Here is an 18,167-nt window from a genome sequence, read left to right as displayed (position 1 = left end):
AAAGAGGCGGTAATGCGGTAAGCACGCCGGAATTTACCCCATGTCTATGGTGTTGCGCCCGGAATGCTCGCAAAAGTCGCGAGCGGTGAGAAAAGCGGAGCGGAGCCAAGCATCAAGCATAATGAATGCCGGCCGCCGCCGGCGTGACGCCGGCCGGATCCGCCAATATCGTGCAGGAGGACCGCGGCGGCGAAGTCTGCAAGATAAATGTAAGTATACGCCGCAAATCCGGTGAGTCGGCGCCCACAACCGGCGCCGAACGGCATATCCGTTACCCCGCAGTAACAAGGTCAGCGTACACCGACAGCAACGCGAGTCAGGCCAGCGACACCAGCCGCGGGCGGTCGTCCTCGCATCGCGTTCGCTCAAGCGCCTGGCTGACCATCGATCGGAGATACGCATGAAAATTCTGGGTTACATCTACCGGGTGGTCTCCAATTTCGCGTTCCTGGCGCTGGTCTATTACAGCCTGAATTTCAAGGATTTGCAGTATCAGCATCGCGCCACCCTGGCGTTTCTGGTGTTGGTCTATGCCTCGATGCGCGCGGCCTCGGCGCTGCGTTCGTTCGGCTTCTTCCAGAAGATCGAGCGGCTCGAAATCGAGGCGCGCCGCCTCGCCGGGGTGGCCGGGGAGGCTGGAGCCGCCGCCGCGCGCAGGCACGTCGTCAGCGAGGTGGCGACACTCCGCCGCGACGGCGAGATCAAGTCCTATATCGACCTGTTCTTTCTCGCCATGGTCGTGCTGCTGTGCATCGCCAAGATCGTAACCTGAGCCGTCAAACGCTTCTTTTCTTGACCTGGACCAAACGCTTCAGCGCTCGCCGTGCGGGCTGCGCCGCATGCCTGCCGGCGGGGCCGGCTGCGTGAGACGCATTTGCCCGTCCGATCCGCGCGATCCGGGCTTTTCCGCCGGCCGCCCGCCGGGAGGCGCTGGTTTCCGCCGGCACCTGCATTGCGCCGTGCTTCGCATGGATCCTGGCATGCCCGGCTGAAGCCGCTGTTTCCGCTCGCCGCGAGGGCAGCGCGGTGAGGGCCCGGGCGGCCAGCCGCGGTCGGCCGCTGAACTCGAAAACGCTTTGCCCCGGCACCGGCAGGGCGTTGACGGCATCGAGCAGCGGCCGCGGCAATTGCCGGGGCCAGGGCGCGTGTTGCGGCAGCGGAGCGGCGCCTGTGGTTCGCCTGGCGCGATCGGACGGCGTCAGCCATTCGTCATTCCAGTATGAATCGGACAGCCAGGGGCCGGGCAGCATCGGGCTCCCGGCAAAGACGAAATTGGGAATTTTGGGCCAGTGCGAGGCCGCCACGTTTTCCGGGAGCGGACGCGACCGCCATTGCCGGGGGTCGGTTGATGTCGCGGCCAGTTCGGTCGTGGCCGGCACCACATGGACGATGCGGTAGCCACGCGCCTTCATCTCCTGCAGGATTTTCGGCAAGGCAGCGACCGTCCGGGCCTGGATATCGTGCAGCAGCAGGATGCCTTTGCCCTTGGCTTCCAGCCGTTGCATCGCGAGTTCGTAGACTCGTGCGGAGGACACGGGGCGCCAGTCGTCAGCCGGAAAATCGGCGCTCCAGACCTGGGCGCCCTTCGAGGCGGCATGTTGCTCGATCGCTTCGGAGCGTGCGAGGCCGGGCACGCGAAAGAACGGGGCCGGCGCGCTGCCGTCGCCCAGCGCCGCGGTCACCGACGCGATGCCCTGGTCGATTTCCTGCTGGACGCGTTCGGCAGGCAAATGGTGCATTCCGCTTGGATGATTCTGGCTGTGGGTGGCGACGGTGTGGCCGGCGTCGCGCACCTTGCGCACGCCTTCCGGATTGGCCTGGGCCTGGCGGCCGACCAGGAAGAAGGTCGCCTTCACGCATTGGGAGGCCAGGATTTCCAGAATCCGGTTGCTGTACTTCGGCAGCGGCCCGTCATCGAAGGTCAGCACCACCTCGCCATCCGCCAGCGGCAGCGTTTCGGCATATTGCATGGCGCCGATGCGGGGATGCTCGCGGGGGTCGACCACCAGGGTTCTGGAGGTGCCGAGCGCATCGGGATGGCCGGGACAACCGGCAGCCAGCGCTACCGGTGCGGTCATGACGCCGAATAGCCCCAGGCCAACGGCGATCCGGCGCCGGACTCCAAACAATACATTACCAGTCATGCAACACCGTATTCCCATTTACCCGAATAATTACCGCCACGCCGTGAACGGGGGCTTAATTGCCTTAATTGCCTTAATTGCCCGACTTTCGCAGATGATGCCAGTCTAGGGGACGCGGGCTATGCCGGCGCCGCGCGGCGCCGGCGCCAGATGGACCACACGATAGTGATTATCCCTGAGGTAGCGCAGGAAGGCCGGCAGCATGGCCGCGGTCTGCGCCTTGGGATCGTGCAGCAGGATGATGCCCTTGCCGGCAAGCTTGAGCCGGTCGGTCAGCAGCTTCAATTGTGCCTGAGGGGTCTTGGGCTCCCAGTCGCTGGCCCACAGGTCGGCGCCGAAAACCGCAATGCCCCGGGACTGCAGCCGATCGAGCAGGTGAGGCGTGCTTTCAAAGTAGGGAAACCGGAAAAACGGCGTGCCCGGGGTCGTGGTTGCGACCCCGTGAAGCGCCAATTCGTCCGCAGCAATGCCCTTGTCGATCTCGGCCTCTGCGGCCGCCGGCTTCAGGTATTTGAGGTTGGGATGCGCAAAGCTGTGATGGCCGATGGTATGGCCTTCGGCGGCCATCCGCCGAACCAGCGCCGGATGCGCCGATGCGTTCCGGCCGATCAGGAAGAACGTCGCGCGCACGCATTCCTGCGCCAGCGCCGCCAGCACCCGCGATGTCGTGGCCGGCCACGGGCCGTCGTCGAAGGTCAGCACGACCTCGTGATCTCCAAGCGGCAGGGTCTGCGGAAAGCTCTTCAGGCCCACGCGCGGCGTGGCGGCGGGATCGACGCCAAGAATGCGTGAAGTTCCGAGCGCTCCGGCGCGCGGACAGTCCGCCGCCTGCGCCGCCGCGGTCCACGCGACCGAAGCGACGAGGGCGGTTCGGAGCAATTTGATCACTTCCAAAGTCATTGGCGTCCGGGCGGATTTGTCATTGCGCTAGGTGTTGCCGATTGGCTAATGCGTCAAGCGAAAACTCAGACAAGTTCATCAACCCTGTCAAACGGCGAGGCGCGCTATGGCCGAAGCTACGGACGTTGCGAAGGCCGCCGATGCGTCGCTGCTCGACCGTCACCCGATGCGCGACGAGAATGGCGGGATTCGTCATGAGTTTGTCGGGGAAATAACGCGCGCGGTTCAAGCCGATGATGCCGCTTTTTTGCGCGCCATCGTCGGCGAACTGCATGAAGCCGACCTCGGCGACCTGATCGAGGCGCTCGAACCCGATGACCGCGTCAGCCTTGTCGAGTTGACCGGCGCCGATTTCGATTTCTCGGCGCTCAACGAGGTCGACGACTCCGTCCGCGAGGAAATCCTCGAGGAACTCGAACCGGAGACGGTGGCGGAGGGCGTTCGCGAACTGGAATCCGACGACGCCGTCGAATTGCTCGAAGGCCTCGACGAGAAGGACCAGGAAGAGATCCTCGAAAAACTGCCGCCGTCGGAGCGCGACGCGCTCGAGCGCAGCCTGGATTATCCGGAAAATTCCGCCGGCCGGCGCATGCAGACCGAGTTCATCGCGGTGCCGCCGGACTGGACCGTGGGGCAGGCGATAGACTACATGCGCGATACGCCCGATCTGCCCGACCGGTTCTATGAAATCTACGCGGTCGACGGCGCGCAGCACTGGCAGGGCGCGGTGTCGCTGGACGCACTTCTGCGCTCGCGCCGCCCGGTGCCGCTGGCCGACCTGATCGACGAAGACCGCCGCCGCGTTTCTGTCATGGACGATCAGGAGGAAGTGGCGCGGCTGTTCGGCAAGTACAATCTGGTGGCGGCGCCCGTCGTCGATACCGGGAACCGGCTGGTCGGCGTCATCACCATCGACGACGTGGTCGACGTGATCGAGGAAGAGGCCGACGAGGACCTGAAGGCGCTGGGTGGCGTCACCTCGGGCGAAGAATTGTCCGACAATGTCTGGACCATCGCCAAGGGCCGCTTCAACTGGTTGCTGGTCAATCTCGCCACCGCCTTTCTGGCGTCTTCGGTGCTCGGCCTGTTCGAGGGCCAGCTCGAACAGATGGTGGCGCTGGCGGTGCTGGCGCCGATCGTCGCCAGCCAGGGCGGCAATGCCGCGACCCAGACCATGACGGTGGCGGTGCGCGCGCTGGCGACCCGCGAACTCGGGTCCCACAACGCCCACCGCGTGGTCCTGCGCGAGGGCCTGGTCGGTCTCGTCAACGGCCTCGCCTTTGCCGTGATTACCGGTGTTGCCGCGGTGGCGTGGTTCAAGATGCCGGGGCTTGGCGTCGTGATCGGCCTTGCCATGCTGTGCAACCTGATTGCCGGCGCACTCGGCGGCATTCTGATTCCGATGGTGCTGGAGCGGGTGCGGGCCGATCCGGCGGTGGCGTCGGGCACCTTCGTCACCACCATCACCGACGTGGTCGGGTTCTTCTCGTTTCTCGGCATCGCCACGCTGTGGTTCGGGCTGAAATAAGCCGGTCCCAGCCGGTGCATTATCGTTAATCAAGGTTTAACGCGCATCGCCGACACTTGCCGGCCTGGAGTCGGACATGCAGCGCTTGCGGTTGAAGGCGGACGGACGGATCGTCGAACTGCGGGACGGGCAGGAGTTTCCGCTCGTACCGGCAACGCCCGCCGCGCCGGCTGAGGCGGCAGCACCTCCGGCGGTACGCGACCTGCGACGGCGCGCGCGGCTGACGCAGCTTGAATTCGCCGCCCGGCTGGGCGTGCCGGTCGAGACCATCCGAAACTGGGAGCAGGGCAAGCGGATGCCGCGCGGACCGGCGAGGGCGCTGCTCGCCGTCATCGCCCACGCGCCGGAGACTGTGTTTGCCGCCTTAGCCCGGGCCTAACCAAGATCTGGTTCGAACGCCCGTCCCAACCGGAACCCGCCGCGTCGATGTTGGCAGCGCGCTCCACACGGAACATAATGGGCTTCGATTGGCTTGAGTAAACGCGATGCAATTTTTCGAAGCCAACGGCGCCAGCATCCCCGCGATCGGGCTCGGCACCTGGGAACTGCGCGGGCGAGGCTGCGCGCGTCTGGTCGAGCAGGCGCTGCGGCTCGGTTATCGCCATATCGACACCGCGCAGGTCTATGAGAACGAGCGCGAGGTCGGCGAGGGCCTGCGCGCGTCCAGGGTCCGGCGCGACGACGTGTTCGTGACCACCAAGGTCTGGACCACCCATTTCGGTCCGAACGATCTGGAACGGTCCACCAAGGAGAGCCTGACGAAGCTGCGGCTTTTCGAGGTCGACCTGTTGCTGCTGCACTGGCCCAATCCGCAGGTGCCGCTGTCGGAGACGCTGGGCGCGCTGGCGCATGTCAAGAAGCTCGGCATGGCCAGGCATATCGGCGTATCGAACTTCACCGTCGCCTTGATCGACGAGGCCGTTGCCGCATGCCCGGAGCCCCTGGTCTGCAATCAGGTCGAATATCATCCCTATCTCGATCAGACCAAGGTGAAGGACGCCTGCGCGCGTCACGGCATGGCCGTCGTCGCCTATAGTCCGGTTGCCAGGGGCCGCATCAGGGGCGACGAGACCCTGACCAGGATCGGGCAGGCGCATGGCAAGACCGTTGCGCAGATTTGTCTGCGCTGGCTGGTGCAGCAGAATGTCGCCGCGATCCCGCGGACCTCGAAAATCGAGCGTCTGTCGGAAAACATCGATATCTTCGACTTCGTGCTGTCCGAAGAGGAAATGGGCGAGATCTCCGCAATGGGCAGCGCCCAGGGCCGGCTGACCGATTACGCCTTCGCGCCGAAATGGGATTGAGGCGGTTGCGGCAATCGCTATTCTGGCGCGCGAGACGTTCGCTTGGGCTAATCGGCAGGTTGATCCAATCAGGTGGAACCAGGTCAGGCCATACGCGCGGGCATTGCCGCATCGGCGATTGCGCATCTGTCGGTGCTGATCCTGGTGCTGCTGTTCAGCGAGGTGCATCCGTTCGGTTCGGCGACCGCCGATACCGTGGCGGTCAATATCGTGACGCCGGAAGAAGTCGCGGAGAAGAAGCCGGAGCCCGCCATGGCGCCGGAGATCAAGCCGACCTTCGATCTTCCCGCGCCACTCCCGCCTTCGAGTTCACCCGCACCGGCGCCAGCACACGCATCCGCACCAGCGCCGGCGCCAGCCTCGCGGGCGGCGGCACAAAAGGCACCGCCACCGCCCGCGGGCCAGAAAACGGCGGCGACGCAGCCGCCGTCGGCGCAGCCACCATCGACGCCGCCGCTGCCCGCCTACGCTGCTCCCCAGCCTGATCTGTCCATCAAGTACAATGTGATGCTTGGGCTGCCCCCGGCCATGTCCCCGGATCTGCCGCCCGCGAGATCAGGCGACCGGCCCGGCGAACCCTTCGATGGTCCCGCGTCGACATCGGCGGACATCGCGTCCGGCCTCGTTGCGGAATTTCGGCGTCATCTCAGGACATGTTTGAAATTGCCGCCATCGATCGCGCCGTCTGACAGGCTCAAGATCAAGTTGCGGGTTTTCATGGACCTCGAAGCCAGGCTCGCGGCCGAGCCGGTCCTGATCGAGGCCAGCGCGTCGCCCAAGGGGCCGGCCCTGATGCAAGCGGCAATGGCCGCATTGCAAGCCTGCCAGCCCTACGCGATGTTGCCGGCGGACCGGTACGGCGAATGGAAGGTGCTCGACCTCAGCTTCACGCCGCAGGATTTCGCGGGCTAGCTCCCCATCGCCCGCCACGCGTTGGAGGCGAATTGCCGGCGCCAGGTGACGATCACCACCGCCGCGGTGGTGAAGAACAGCACCCAGGGGCTGACGAACCAGCCGAGATAGCCGAGTGCAAAGAAGAACGCGCGCTGGCCGCGGTTGAAATGCCGGCCCGCGGCCTCGAACAGTCTCGTGGTGCGGATCACGTGGGCTTCCGCTTCCGCCGTGTCGCGTTGCTCCACCGGCGGCATCGCGCCGAGCAGGATCGAGACATAGTTGAACAACCGGTACGACCAGGCGAATTTGAAAAACGCGTAGACGAAAATCAGGATCAGCCCGACGCATTTGATCTCCCACAGCGCCGGCGAGGGCGTGAGGTCGATCGGCAAGGCCCCGAGCACGGCCAGCGCCTCGTTGGTCGCCCGCAGCAGCGCCAGCGCGCCGCCGACCGCGATCAGGCTGGTGGAGGCGAAAAATGCCGTACCGTTCTGCAGCGCGCCCATGATCTGCATGTCGACCATGCGGGCCTCGCGGTCGAGCATGCGCCGGACCCAGACCTCGCGGTAGACATTCATGCGGGCCGACAGGCTGTCGCGTCCGTAGGCGGTGTGCTCCAGCGTGAGGGCATACACCGTCCATTCCAGGACGAAGAAGCCGACAGCCAGAATATCGACCCAATAAGCAGCCATGTCTCATCCCCCGGATGGCTGCGAAGGCTGCCACGCATGATCCATCGCGGCAACCAGCACGATGGCGGATCGGCCGGTTGAACCGTCGCCGAGCGCTGTGGCAAGGTGACGTCTCAATAAGACCTGCCAACAAGACCTGCCAACAAGACTTGCCAACAAGACCTGCCAACAACAGGATTGCTTCGAGATGGCTTTGAAACTGGTGATCGGCAACAAGAACTATTCCTCGTGGTCGATGCGGCCCTGGCTGGCGCTACGCGCGAGCAATATCCCGTTCGAAGAGATTTTCATTCCGCTCTATACCAACGATGCGGCCGACAAGGACCGGCTCCTGAGTTTCTCGCGTTCCGGCAAGGTGCCGGCGCTAATCGACGGCGACATCACGATCTGGGATTCGCTGGCGATCATCGAATATCTGGCCGAACGGTTTCCGGAAGCCAGGCTGTGGCCCGAAGATCGCGCGCGCCGCGCGCATGCCCGCTCGATTTCGGCGGAGATGCATTCGGGTTTCATGGCGCTGCGCAACGAATGCGGCATGAACCTGCATCGTCCGGTCCGCGCCGTCGAACTGTCGGCCGACGCCCGCGCCAATGTCGCGCGGATTGAGGAGATCTGGATCGAATGCCGCGAACGCCGGGCAACGTCAGGGCCGTTTCTGTTCGGGGCCTTCGGCGCCGCGGACGCGATGTTTGCGCCTGTCGTGCACCGGTTTCGCACCTATGCGATCCCGGTGGCGCCGCAGGCGGCGGCCTATATGGAGACGATGATGGCATTGCCTGCCTTCGCGGAATGGACCCGCGCAGGCCTCGCCGAAACCCTCGTGATCGAGAAATTCGAGACGGTGTGAAGTTCCGGGTTTCGAAACTGGTGCGCCCGCCGGGATGGCAGGTTCCCGGGCGCGGTCGGGACCGTACCATAGCGGCTTCGGCAGGCAGTCGCGCAGATTAGTCCAGACCCGGCAAACTGGCAACTATCCTCCTGAAAAACCTGAAAAATATGCGCATTTGCCATGCCCAGATGTGGCTGGTTAATTCGGCCGGCCCTGTGCTATCTTGCCACAGTGTATTCAGTCGGCCGATGCCAGCGGGACCGGGGGCATGGCCGACGTTATTGCGTGATGGGAGAGGGCGTTGAAGCACAAATTCACCGTTGGAGAGACCGTCTATTTCACTGCCAGCAACGTTGCCCGTCCGGCCGCCAGCGGCACCTATGAGGTGATCCGGCTGCTCCCGACCGATGGCGATGACTACCAGTACCGGATCAAGAGTTCGACCGAGGCTTTCGAACGGGTGGCCAAGGAAAGCCAGCTCGACATCTCCTGAGAGAAGTCGCGTGCGTCATGGCCGGGTCGAGCCGTTCTCGCTCCGCTCGCCGTCAAAACGCCCCGTTCGCGGAAATATTCTGCGCAAGTTGAGTGCGTGAGGGATCAGCATTCAGCTTTCGCTGAATGCGCCTGCTGCTGCGTTGAGGGACACCGCGCATGAACTGGGACTGGGCTTCGTCGCTGGATCAATTCTGGCGTTCGCCAACCTTTCCGATGTGGCTGACACTGGCCGCGGCCGGATTTTTCGGACTCATCGTGCTCATCATGGTGTTGCGCGCCGAGAAATCGGTCGCCAACGGCATGCTGGCGGTCATCACGCTGCTGGCGATCGGCGTCACAAGCGCGGCGACCCTTCGCGCGTTCGGTCCGGACAGCCGCAGTGCGTCCGGCGAAACCCGGCCTCCGTCGTTGACCGCGGCGCTCCCGGCCTTGTCGTGTATCGACGATCTGGCCGGCGAAACCGTGCTGACGGCCTGCGAGAAGGCGCTGTTCGGTTCTGCCGAAGTCACCGCCGCGGCGCTGTCCTATGCGGCGGCCCAGATCACGCGGCTAACGGCCTTCGGCGACGCCGCGACCGCCAACCTGACACCCGAGCTGCTGGCGCTGCGCCGGGCGGTCGAGCGTGACCGCTACGGGTTGATGGCCTATGTGCTGCTGGCGCGCGACCGTTGCACGCAGTCGGATTGTGCGGTGTTTCGGTCGCTGACAAATCGCCAGCAACTGGTGTCCAACATGGATGAGCGGGTCTATGATGGCCTGGTGATGCGATACTCTGCGTCATGGAACGCACCGCCGCCGATGGCGGCAGCAGCACCGGTGGCGGCGCTGGCGCCAACGATGCCCACCGGCAAGCCCACCAATGCCGAATTTCCGTCCGCAGCCTCGACCCCGCCGGTCAACATCATGACACCCGAGCCGGGCCCGGCGCCGTCCGCGCCGCTTCCGTTAGCGCGCCCGACAACGACGATCACGGCGACGGCGCCGGCAGCACCAGCCGCTGCCAAAAAGCAGCCCGCGCCGAAATCCTCGCGCGCTGCTCCGGTTCAACTTGCGCCGGCCGCGGCGGCCCCCGCGGCCGACGACGAGTGATGCTTCCAAAATCCGCCGACGGGCGCTAAACGTCACGGCATGCCGCTTCATCTCCTCAAGCTCTGTGTCGGTTGCGAGTCCATCAAGGAACTCAAGGGCTGGATCGCCGAGCGCATGGCGACGGCCAGGAAAAAGGGCCTGCCGCTTCATCATGTTCACGTCACGCGGATGGTGCCGAAACGCGGCGACGAAATTGTCGCGGGCGGCTCGCTCTACTGGGTGATCAAAGGTGAAATCGCGGCGCGGGAAAAAATCATCGCGATCGAGCCGTTCCGCGACAAGGACGGCATCGGACGATGCCGCCTGGTGATGCAGCCCAAGGTGATCGCGGTATCGCCGCGACCGATGCGGCCGTTCCAGGGCTGGCGCTATTTCACGCCGGACGTGGCACCGCCTGATCTCGGCAAGGCCGCCGCCAGCGTCGCGGCGATGCCGGAGCCGCTGCGCCGCGAATTGCGCGATCTCGGGCTGCTTTAAACCCCGAGATTATCGATCAGCCGCGTCTTGCCGAGCCTGGCGGCGACCAGAATGCGGACCGGGCCATTCTTCACCGAAGCGATCGGCGCCAGCGTCACAGCATGCCGGGCTTCGAAATAGTCGAGGATGAAACCGGCGTTGGTAATCAGTTCGCGGCCGACGGCCATCGCGGCTTCAACATCGTCGCCGGCGCGCAGGCGTTTGGCGCTTTCCTTCATGGCGCGGTACAGCACCGGCGCCACTTGCCGTTCCCCCGGCGTGAGGTAGACGTTGCGCGAGGACATCGCGAGGCCGTCGCGCTCGCGCACGGTCCGCGATCCCATCACCTTGACGCCGAGGTCGAGATCGCCGGCCATTTGCGCCACCACCCGCAGCTGCTGGAAATCCTTTTCGCCGAAGATCGCGAAATCCGGCCTGACTTGCGTGAACAATTTGCCGACGACGGTGGCGACGCCGCCGAAGAAGTGCGGCCGGAAACGGTCTTCCAGCCCCGCGACGGCCGGTCCCTCCGGCACGATCCGGGTGGCGAAGCCCTCCGGGTACATGACCTTGACGTCCGGGTTCCAGATCAGGTCGACATCCTCGGCGGCGAGCCGCGCTACATCGGCCTTCCAGGTACGCGGGTACGAACCGAAATCTTCCGTCGGTGCGAATTGCGTGGGGTTCACGAAGATCGAGACGATGACTTTTTTGGCGCGGCGTTTCGCCAGCCGGACCAGCGACACATGTCCGTCATGGAGCGCTCCCATGGTTGGCACCAGCGCGATGGTGGCTTTTCTGGCGCGAAGGCCGTCGAGGGCGCGACGCAATGCAGGGACCGTGCGGACGATCATGGGGCTTCGCGACATCTGGGCTCGATCAGTCGGGGTCGGGGAGGCCGGAGCTTCCGACGAGGCGGCGGGAGGCAGATCATATCAAGGCGGAGGCTTCATCGCCAAGCGCTACGCCTGCCGCATGAGGTCGGACCGCCTAAAAGATATCCACCAAACGTGCGCTCGATCACAGACGCGTTCGATCCCGGCGTGAGATTCATGATTAAGGCAGACAGCCAACGATTTCGGGGTGTTATCGCGCATTTCACTTGACCGCGGTCGCGCGGAATTTGAAGATATCCACAGGGGCTGAAGCATGTTGGTGCAGACTAGTCAGGGGCAATCGGGCTCGGCGCATGTGGTGGTGCTGGGCAACGAGAAGGGCGGATCGGGAAAATCCACCACCGCCCTGCACATCGCTGTCGCCCTGATGAAAGCCGGCCAGCGCGTCGCCACCATCGATCTGGATTGCCGCCAGCAAAGCTTCACCCGCTACATCGGCAACCGCAGCGCATGGGCGCGTCGCACCGGCCTCGATCTCGAGATCCCGGTGCATCGATGCATCAAGCTCGGCGAGACCATGCAGATCGCCGACAATGAGACGTCCGAATTCCAGCAGTTCATGGATGCCGTCAGCGCGGTCGAGCGCTCCTTCGATTTTATCGTGATCGATACTCCGGGGTCGGACAGCTATCTGATGCGCCTCGCGCACTCGATGGCCGACACGCTGGTAACGCCGATCAATGACAGCTTCCTCGACTTCGACGTGCTGGGGACCGTCGACCCCGCCACTTATTCCGTGACCGGCGAGAGCCACTATGCGGAGATGGTGCGGGACACCAGACGCAAGCGCCGCCAGCTCGACGGCGCCACCACCGACTGGATCGTGGTCCGCAACCGGTTGTCGATGCTGGGATCGCGCAACAAGCAACTCGTCGCCGATGGTCTCAAGGAGTTGTCGTTCCGGCTCGGCTTCCGCTCGATCGACGGCTTTGCCGAACGCGTGGTGTATCGCGAGTTCTTTCCGCGCGGGCTGACCGCGCTCGACGACCTCGACGAGGCGACGCTCGGCACCCGGCCGAGTCTCGGCCATGTGACGGCGCGCGAGGAGGTGACGAGCCTGCTGCGGCAGTTGAAGCTGCCGCTGGATGAACGCGGCCGTCGCCGCGCCGCCAACCGGGCCGAATGGTTCACCCAGGTCGACAAGCCGCTCGAAGTCCACGACATCCTCGGCGCCTGAACCGCCTGCGGTGCTTAGTTACCGGTATTCTGGCGCTCGGCACCTTGCACGGCGCCGCCGCGATAGCTCGCCGGGGCGGAACCTATTGCCCCTCGGTCCGTTTTTTTTACTGGACCTTTACCGAAGACCTGAACCTGACGTTGAGTTGTGACGTCCGACAGTGTGGGAACGCGCTGTGGGTTCCCGACTGTGCATCTGCACAAAAAGAGGTTGCAACGCACAACGATCAGGCGGCGAATTCACAACATTTAGTCTTCCTGTCAACTCGCCGTGACATATATCATGGACAGGGGAACGCAGAGTCCCCAACATTGGAACACGGCCCGAAAGGGTGCGCCGAGGACGAACATGAAACGTGGAATTCTCGTTTTGCTTTCGCTTAGCGTTCTGGTTGCGGTCGGTTACTTCACCGCAAGCAAATGGGCTATCCGTCATGAGACGGTGATGTTCATCGATGCTTCGCGCGGCAACCGCCCTGTCCCGGTCCATGTCGCCATCCGGCGCGACAAGGAAATGCAGGCCGATGCCGGCATGATCAAGCTGCCGGTGGCGGTTCTCAACCACGGCAATACCGTCAAGAACACCGAGTATTCATTCCTGGCCAACGTGTTTGCCGCGCGCGGCTATATCGCGCTCAGCCCCCAGCATGATCTGCCGGGCGATCCACCGATGGTGACCAAGCCCGGCGAACTCTATGTCGGCCGCCTGCCGCAGATGCAGCGCGGCGTCGATAATATTCATTTTGCCCTCGGGGAGATGAAGAAGCTCCAGCCCAACGCCGACTACGCCAAGGTGACCATGGTGGGACATTCGCTGGGCGGCGATATCTCGATGCTTTTCGCCAAGGAGCATCCCGACCATATCAAGAAGGTCGTGACGCTCGACAATCTGCGCGTGCCGTTCATTACCGAAGGCAAGTTCAAGATCCTGTCGTTCCGCTCCAAGGATACGCAGTTCAAGCCGGATCCCGGGGTCGTTCCCGATGCCGAGCAGTGCGAGAAATCGGATATCACGGTCGTGAATACCGATATGCAGCACAACGACATGCGCGATACCGGTCCGGACACGGCGAAGGCCTCGATCCAGACCATGCTCGACAAGTTCCTGAACGATACCGATAGCGCGCTCGCGCCGGTCGACAACAAAGCGCCGAAGATCATCGACAAGGGCTCGGTGAAGGGACCGGTCTCGGCGTTGAGTCCGCCCGCGTCGAAATCGCCGCGCCCCGTGGCGAATTGATTGTTGCTGGAATCGAGACGACTTGGTCCGCCGTGACCTTTTGCGAACGGGCAGGCCGCGGGCATTGACCGCTTGCCAGTCGCGACCCACATAGAGCTCGCTGCAATTTGCGAGTGCTGATGTCCGGCGAACCCACCAAACCGAAACCGCCAAGCGAAATATCCGGAGCGCAAAAGGCTGCATCCGGCAAACCGCTGCCGGAAGCGAGGCCGTCCGCTTCGGACGAGATCGCCGCATTCGTCGCCAAAGCCCGCGCGATGTCGCCGCATGCGGCCGGAGCCCGGGGCAGGATGGTGTTCGCGCTCGATGCCACCATGAGCCGGCAGCCGACCTGGGACATGGCCTGCGCGCTGCAGGCCGACATGTTTCGCGAGGCTGCAGCGCTCGGCAGTCTCGACATTCGCCTCGTCTATTATCGCGGCCTCGGTGAATGCCGGGCCTCGGGATGGATTTCCGACAGTGCGCAACTGGCCAAATTGATGGGCAAGATCGACTGCCGCGGCGGCAACACCCAGATCGGCAAGGTGCTGTCGGAAGCGCGGCGGGAGGCGGTGGCTTCGGGGGTGCGCGCGGTGGTGTTCGTCGGCGACGCCATGGAAGAGGCGATCGACGATCTCTGCGTCAAGGCCGGCGAGCTCGGCCTGCTCAAGGTGCCGGTATTCATGTTCCAGGAAGGACACGACGACGTCGCTGAACGCGGGTTTCGCGAGATTGCGCGCCTCACCGGCGGCGCTTGGTGCCGTTTCGATCCGGGGGCCGCTGCCCAGTTGCGCGAGCTGTTGCGCGCGGCGGCGGCCTACGCCGCGGGCGGGCGCGAGGCGCTGCTGCGGCTGTCGAAAACCGGCAGCGGTGCCGCCAAATTGCTCGGCCAGATGAAGTGAGCGCGCTCCTCTGCTCCGAAAGGGGAAGGGCGGGTGACCGCATGCTTTTTGTTCCCGACCCCACTATACTGAAATCATGGCAACCCTGATCGCCGGCGTCGTCGCCGTTATCCTGCTCTACTCGCTGCTGCAGATGTTTCGCGCGGCCAATCCCGTCATTCTGGCCCGCGCCATCAAGATCGGCGGCGGCGTCGTGGCGCTTGCGGTTGCGGCCTTTACCGGCCTCAGGGGGGAGCTTGCGGTGGCCATCCCGCTCGGCATCTTCGGCGCGGGGCTGCTCGGCTGGTCGCCGTTCGGATCGTCGGGCTTCAGCAATATCGGCGGATTGTTCGGCGGCGGCGCCAGGCGCTCCGCGGGACAGACCTCGAAGGTCCGCTCGCAGTTTCTCGACATGACGCTGGATCACGACAGCGGCCAGCTCTCGGGCCAGATCGTGGCCGGGCCCTATGCCGGTCATGATCTCGGCGAATTCGATCTGCCGCAACTGACGGCGATGATATCCGGCTTCGACGCTGAAAGCGTGGCGCTATTTGAAAGCTATCTGGACCGCAGGTTTCCCGCCTGGCGTCAGGACGCGCAGGGAGACGCGGCAAGGGGGCAGGGCCGCGCGCCGTCGGGCGGCAAAATGTCGGACGAGGAGGCCTATCAGATCCTTGGCCTGCAGCCGGGGGCGAGCCACGACGAGATCGGGCGCGCGCACCGCGCGCTCATGAAGAAACTGCATCCCGATCAAGGGGGGTCGACGTACCTCGCCGCCCGCGTGAACCAGGCCAAGGATACTTTGCTTCGCACGCATTTAAGCTAACTCCGGCAACGCCACACAACGCTACAATCCGCGAGTTGCTTCCGTTCTTCTCTGCTTGATGCCCCGTGGCCGCCCGCCGTTGTCCGGCGTGGTCGATCCTTCGTCACACAGTATTAACTGCAAAATCTTGACGAGAAGTTTTCAGGGTGCGGATTTGCGGGGGTGATACGAAAATGCCGGCGCGTGGCGCCGGCATTCCGAACTTAAATTGGCGAGTGAGTCTTTTGGGGATCAGTTCCGAACGGTGATGCAGGAAATGTCGGAGCGCTTCAGGGTCTTGCACACCGCCTCGGCCTGATCGCGGTCGAGGCCGGCGAAGCGGGCCCGGTACAGCTTCCGCTCGCCCTTGGCGACTACCGGCTCGGTGAACGGCTCGGCCTTGGCGAGCAGGCCCTTGGCCTGGCCGCGGGCGGCTTCGATGCGCGCCCGTGCCTCGCTTTCGCTTTCGAGGGCGCCGACCTGAATGATCCAGCCGGTGTGGGCGCTCGCGGGCTTGATGGCGCCGTTCTGCTGAACGGTCTGCGGCGGGGCCCGGGGCGCCGGCTCCGCATAGGCCATCGCCTGCGTGGCGGGGGCGGGCGGGATGTTCGAGGCCGGCAAGACGCCGAGGATTCCGTTACCGGTGCCATGGTTGGCTGGCTGCGGCGGCATTTCTGTTCTGAAGATCTGGTTCTTGGCGGCTTGAGTCTTGGGGAAGTCGGATCTGGCGACGTTGCTTTCAGCCTTGTCGGCTTCAGCTTTGGCCACCACTGCGCCGGATGTCTCCGGCACGTCGCGCGGCGGCGCGATCGCATGGGTGATCGTTGTGGCCGGCTGGTCCGGAGCGGCCGAGGCCAGCTTGATCTGTCCGGCCTTGACCTGAACCGTCTTCACCCGGACCGGCTTCATCGGTTCGGACGAGCCGGGGATGGCGGCGAGCTGCTGGGTTTGAATGACGCCCGATGTCAGCGGCGCCGGCTCGGTCCTGGCGTGCTGCGGCACGGCTGCGGCCCTGGCCTGCGGCGGCACGGCCGCGGTGGCGGCAGCGAGCACGGATGGCTTGGCGATCGAACGCGTTGTCTGCGCGGCTGCGCCCGGCTCCTGTGCGGCGGAGGCGACCTGAATGGCGCCCTGGGCCTGAACCGTCTGCGTCGGCCGCGCGGCAGCTGCGACATCGGCATTGGCTTCCGAAACGCTGCGCTCGGCGATCGCGGCGACAGTGCGATTGGTGGCGCCCTTGGCCAGATTTTCCGCAAGCAGGTTGCGCATGATGGCATCGCGCGAACCGCCGCTGCGGCCTCCGAGCACGACGCCGACCAGGTGGCGGTTGCCGCGGCGCATCGAGGTCACGAGATTGAAGCCGGAGGCGCGGGTGTAGCCGGTCTTGATGCCGTCGACGCCTTCGACGTTGCCGAGCAGGCGGTTGTGATTGCGGATCGCGTGGCCACGATAGACGAAGCTCGAGGTGGCGAAGTAGCGGTAATAGCGCGGGAAGCGTTCCTGGATCGCACGGCCGAGCGTGGCCTGATCGCGCGCGGTGGTCACCTGTTCGCTGTTGGGCAGGCCGTTGGCATTGCGATACACCGTCTTGCTCATGCCGAGCGCGCGCGCCTTGCGCGTCATCAGCTTGGCGAAATCGTCTTCGTCGCCGGAAATGGCTTCCGCAATCACGACGGATGCGTCGTTGGCGGAGCGCGTGACCAGTCCCTTGATGGCGTCTTCGACCTTGATGGTCTGGCCCGGGCGCAGGCCGAGCTTGGTCGGCGCCTGTTCGGAGGCGTGCTCGGAAACTTCCAATTCGGAATCGAGCTTCAGCTTGCCGGATTCGAGGCGCTCGAACAGCAGATAGAGCGTCATGATCTTGGTGAGCGAGGCGGGAAAGCGGATCGCGTCGGGATTGCTGGCGGTCAGCGTCGCGCCGGAATTGGCGTCGACGATGATCGAGGAGAATGCCGGGCTATAGCTCGGTTTCGCCACGTGGCGCACATGGTGGCGGCCTCGGTGGCGGCGGGCGTCGGCGGTGTCGGTCGTGAAAATGACCGCGGTGATGAGTGTGGCCAGGCCGAGTACGCAAACTCGCAAATAACGCGAGGAAGCCAAGGTTGTGCGAAGCATAAACTTCCCCGTCCCAATTTCTGTCTTGATCACCGGTTCGTGAGGCTAAATTATGCCCAACGGTCGGTGAGGTTTCCCTGCTCAAAGTCCTTATCCGGGCAGGCTTTTTCGCCCGGATGGCCCCTCAGGCCGCTGTTCTAGCTAAGACGCTGTTCACAAACAATTTTTGAGGCTGCTGTTCGGAACGCAAACAAGTCCGAGAACCAGGTTAGGCGTGCCGAGTTTCCAAAAGATTAAGCAACCGTTGCGTAGTCCCCCGGTGTTTACGGCAAATTACGGGGATTTGTGCGTCGCACAAATATTCTTGACTTTATTGTGCGATGCACTATGGTGGCGGACGTTAGGGAGCCGGGACCTCCCGGCAGATCTAATACACATCAGTCTGGGAAGGACTCCACGATGGTCAAGGTTGAAGACATCCAGCAGTACGGCAAAGAGCAGCTCGAGACGGTCGTTGCCTCCGCAACCACCATGCAGCACGGAATTCAGGCGATCGCCAGCGCCTATGGCGACTACACCAAGAAGTCGTTCGAAGACACCAAGTCGATGGTCGAGAAGCTGTCCGGCGTGAAGTCGCTGGACAAGGCGATCGAACTGCAGACCGAATTCGCGAAGTCCGCCTATGAGACCTTCGTGGCCGAGTCGCAGAAGATTGCGGGTCTCTATGGCGATCTCGCCAAGCAGACCTTCAAGCCGTTCGAGGGACTGGTCGCCAAGTTCACTCCGGCCGCGCACTAAGCCCCA

General features: G+C 64.1%; 20 protein-coding genes. 14 read left to right on the top strand and 6 right to left on the bottom strand.

Features of this window, described 5'->3' with window-relative positions:
• The first annotated feature begins 400 nt into the window (after positions 1-400).
• Positions 401-772, top strand: a complete 372-nt coding sequence (locus tag Q7U29_RS26115) for a hypothetical protein (RefSeq protein ID WP_304746262.1) — start codon at positions 401-403, stop codon at positions 770-772.
• A gap of 4 nt (positions 773-776) precedes the next feature.
• On the opposite strand, the gene Q7U29_RS26110 is transcribed toward Q7U29_RS26115, so the two are convergent.
• The 3 genes from Q7U29_RS26110 to Q7U29_RS26100 form a co-directional block, all read right to left on the bottom strand.
• A complete protein-coding gene (locus Q7U29_RS26110; protein ID WP_370691834.1) occupies positions 777-2,078 on the bottom strand; it encodes a polysaccharide deacetylase family protein in 1,302 nt (433 codons plus the stop codon).
• Positions 2,079-2,249: 171 nt separating this feature from the next.
• Positions 2,250-3,032 carry a polysaccharide deacetylase family protein gene (locus tag Q7U29_RS26105; RefSeq protein WP_370691833.1) on the bottom strand — a complete coding sequence of 261 codons (783 nt, stop codon included), beginning with the start codon at positions 3,030-3,032 and terminating at the stop codon, positions 2,250-2,252.
• 31 nt (positions 3,033-3,063) lie between these two features.
• Entirely contained in the window at positions 3,064-3,318 is a 255-nt protein-coding gene (locus Q7U29_RS26100) for a hypothetical protein (protein WP_304746276.1), read from the bottom strand.
• On the opposite strand from Q7U29_RS26100, the gene mgtE reads away from it, so the two are divergent.
• From mgtE to Q7U29_RS26080, 4 genes are all read left to right on the top strand, one after another.
• On the top strand, positions 3,211-4,572 hold the full coding sequence (gene mgtE / locus Q7U29_RS26095; protein WP_304746272.1) for a magnesium transporter: 1,362 nt from the start codon (positions 3,211-3,213) through the stop codon (positions 4,570-4,572). The genes Q7U29_RS26100 and mgtE overlap by 108 nt on opposite strands.
• A gap of 76 nt (positions 4,573-4,648) precedes the next feature.
• The gene (locus tag Q7U29_RS26090) at positions 4,649-4,951 is read left to right on the top strand and encodes a DNA-binding transcriptional regulator (RefSeq protein WP_304746259.1); all 303 of its coding nucleotides are present in this window, start codon (positions 4,649-4,651) and stop codon (positions 4,949-4,951) included.
• 106 nt (positions 4,952-5,057) lie between these two features.
• Entirely contained in the window at positions 5,058-5,876 is an 819-nt protein-coding gene (locus Q7U29_RS26085; protein ID WP_304746257.1) for an aldo/keto reductase, read from the top strand.
• Between the two features lie 72 nt (positions 5,877-5,948).
• The gene (locus tag Q7U29_RS26080; RefSeq protein WP_304746256.1) at positions 5,949-6,788 is read left to right on the top strand and encodes a hypothetical protein; all 840 of its coding nucleotides are present in this window, start codon (positions 5,949-5,951) and stop codon (positions 6,786-6,788) included.
• Here Q7U29_RS26080 and Q7U29_RS26075 read toward each other — a convergent pair.
• Positions 6,785-7,462, bottom strand: coding sequence for a DUF599 domain-containing protein (locus Q7U29_RS26075; protein ID WP_304746254.1), 678 nt, complete (start codon positions 7,460-7,462; stop codon positions 6,785-6,787). The two genes, Q7U29_RS26080 and Q7U29_RS26075, sit on opposite strands and share 4 nt — an antisense overlap.
• 187 nt (positions 7,463-7,649) lie before the next feature.
• On the opposite strand from Q7U29_RS26075, the gene Q7U29_RS26070 reads away from it, so the two are divergent.
• From Q7U29_RS26070 to Q7U29_RS26055, 4 genes are all read left to right on the top strand, one after another.
• Positions 7,650-8,309: a glutathione S-transferase family protein gene (locus Q7U29_RS26070; RefSeq protein ID WP_304746252.1), complete on the top strand. Its 660-nt coding sequence runs from the start codon at positions 7,650-7,652 to the stop codon at positions 8,307-8,309.
• Between the two features lie 283 nt (positions 8,310-8,592).
• Positions 8,593-8,784, top strand: coding sequence for a hypothetical protein (locus Q7U29_RS26065; RefSeq protein ID WP_304746250.1), 192 nt, complete (start codon positions 8,593-8,595; stop codon positions 8,782-8,784).
• Between the two features lie 158 nt (positions 8,785-8,942).
• The gene (locus tag Q7U29_RS26060; protein ID WP_304746248.1) at positions 8,943-9,875 is read left to right on the top strand and encodes a hypothetical protein; all 933 of its coding nucleotides are present in this window, start codon (positions 8,943-8,945) and stop codon (positions 9,873-9,875) included.
• Between the two features lie 39 nt (positions 9,876-9,914).
• On the top strand, positions 9,915-10,352 hold the full coding sequence (locus Q7U29_RS26055) for a DUF1489 family protein (RefSeq protein WP_304746246.1): 438 nt from the start codon (positions 9,915-9,917) through the stop codon (positions 10,350-10,352).
• Here Q7U29_RS26055 and panC read toward each other — a convergent pair.
• Positions 10,349-11,200, bottom strand: coding sequence for a pantoate--beta-alanine ligase (gene panC, locus Q7U29_RS26050; protein ID WP_304746244.1), 852 nt, complete (start codon positions 11,198-11,200; stop codon positions 10,349-10,351). The two genes, Q7U29_RS26055 and panC, sit on opposite strands and share 4 nt — an antisense overlap.
• A gap of 280 nt (positions 11,201-11,480) precedes the next feature.
• Here panC and Q7U29_RS26045 point away from each other — a divergent pair, with 280 nt between their 5' ends.
• From Q7U29_RS26045 to Q7U29_RS26030, 4 genes are all read left to right on the top strand, one after another.
• Positions 11,481-12,404: a division plane positioning ATPase MipZ gene (locus Q7U29_RS26045; protein WP_304746242.1), complete on the top strand. Its 924-nt coding sequence runs from the start codon at positions 11,481-11,483 to the stop codon at positions 12,402-12,404.
• Between the two features lie 348 nt (positions 12,405-12,752).
• Entirely contained in the window at positions 12,753-13,643 is an 891-nt protein-coding gene (locus tag Q7U29_RS26040) for an alpha/beta fold hydrolase (RefSeq protein ID WP_304746240.1), read from the top strand.
• A 119-nt stretch (positions 13,644-13,762) separates the two neighbouring features.
• Positions 13,763-14,524 carry a VWA domain-containing protein gene (locus tag Q7U29_RS26035; protein ID WP_304746238.1) on the top strand — a complete coding sequence of 254 codons (762 nt, stop codon included), beginning with the start codon at positions 13,763-13,765 and terminating at the stop codon, positions 14,522-14,524.
• 76 nt (positions 14,525-14,600) lie between these two features.
• Positions 14,601-15,329 (top strand): DnaJ domain-containing protein, encoded by a 729-nt coding sequence (locus Q7U29_RS26030; RefSeq protein WP_304746236.1) that lies wholly within the window; start codon positions 14,601-14,603, stop codon positions 15,327-15,329.
• Positions 15,330-15,560: 231 nt separating this feature from the next.
• Here Q7U29_RS26030 and Q7U29_RS26025 read toward each other — a convergent pair whose 3' ends face one another.
• Positions 15,561-17,423 (bottom strand): serine hydrolase, encoded by a 1,863-nt coding sequence (locus tag Q7U29_RS26025; protein ID WP_304746234.1) that lies wholly within the window; start codon positions 17,421-17,423, stop codon positions 15,561-15,563.
• A gap of 399 nt (positions 17,424-17,822) precedes the next feature.
• On the opposite strand from Q7U29_RS26025, the gene Q7U29_RS26020 reads away from it, so the two are divergent.
• On the top strand, positions 17,823-18,161 hold the full coding sequence (locus tag Q7U29_RS26020) for a phasin family protein (RefSeq protein WP_304746232.1): 339 nt from the start codon (positions 17,823-17,825) through the stop codon (positions 18,159-18,161).
• Positions 18,162-18,167: the final 6 nt, after the last annotated feature.

Source organism: Bradyrhizobium sp. (assembly GCF_030654605.1).
In the GTDB taxonomy this organism is placed as follows: domain Bacteria; phylum Pseudomonadota; class Alphaproteobacteria; order Rhizobiales; family Xanthobacteraceae; genus Bradyrhizobium.
The sequence above is the reverse complement of the archived record's forward strand: the minus strand, read 5'-3'. Positions and strand labels throughout refer to the sequence as shown.

Coding starts and splice junctions, on each gene's coding strand:
- mgtE (WP_304746272.1), top strand. CDS start 3,211: ATGCGCGACGAGAATGGCGGGATTCGTCATGAGTTTGTCGGGGAAATA.
- Q7U29_RS26090 (WP_304746259.1), top strand. CDS start 4,649: ATGCAGCGCTTGCGGTTGAAGGCGGACGGACGGATCGTCGAACTGCGG.
- Q7U29_RS26110 (WP_370691834.1), bottom strand. CDS start 2,078: ATGACCGCACCGGTAGCGCTGGCTGCCGGTTGTCCCGGCCATCCCGAT.
- Q7U29_RS26035 (WP_304746238.1), top strand. CDS start 13,763: ATGTCCGGCGAACCCACCAAACCGAAACCGCCAAGCGAAATATCCGGA.
- Q7U29_RS26085 (WP_304746257.1), top strand. CDS start 5,058: ATGCAATTTTTCGAAGCCAACGGCGCCAGCATCCCCGCGATCGGGCTC.
- Q7U29_RS26020 (WP_304746232.1), top strand. CDS start 17,823: ATGGTCAAGGTTGAAGACATCCAGCAGTACGGCAAAGAGCAGCTCGAG.
- Q7U29_RS26030 (WP_304746236.1), top strand. CDS start 14,601: ATGGCAACCCTGATCGCCGGCGTCGTCGCCGTTATCCTGCTCTACTCG.
- Q7U29_RS26040 (WP_304746240.1), top strand. CDS start 12,753: ATGAAACGTGGAATTCTCGTTTTGCTTTCGCTTAGCGTTCTGGTTGCG.
- Q7U29_RS26060 (WP_304746248.1), top strand. CDS start 8,943: ATGAACTGGGACTGGGCTTCGTCGCTGGATCAATTCTGGCGTTCGCCA.
- Q7U29_RS26025 (WP_304746234.1), bottom strand. CDS start 17,423: ATGCTTCGCACAACCTTGGCTTCCTCGCGTTATTTGCGAGTTTGCGTA.
- Q7U29_RS26070 (WP_304746252.1), top strand. CDS start 7,650: ATGGCTTTGAAACTGGTGATCGGCAACAAGAACTATTCCTCGTGGTCG.
- Q7U29_RS26045 (WP_304746242.1), top strand. CDS start 11,481: ATGTTGGTGCAGACTAGTCAGGGGCAATCGGGCTCGGCGCATGTGGTG.
- Q7U29_RS26115 (WP_304746262.1), top strand. CDS start 401: ATGAAAATTCTGGGTTACATCTACCGGGTGGTCTCCAATTTCGCGTTC.
- panC (WP_304746244.1), bottom strand. CDS start 11,200: ATGTCGCGAAGCCCCATGATCGTCCGCACGGTCCCTGCATTGCGTCGC.
- Q7U29_RS26100 (WP_304746276.1), bottom strand. CDS start 3,318: ATGCAGTTCGCCGACGATGGCGCGCAAAAAAGCGGCATCATCGGCTTG.
- Q7U29_RS26055 (WP_304746246.1), top strand. CDS start 9,915: ATGCCGCTTCATCTCCTCAAGCTCTGTGTCGGTTGCGAGTCCATCAAG.
- Q7U29_RS26075 (WP_304746254.1), bottom strand. CDS start 7,462: ATGGCTGCTTATTGGGTCGATATTCTGGCTGTCGGCTTCTTCGTCCTG.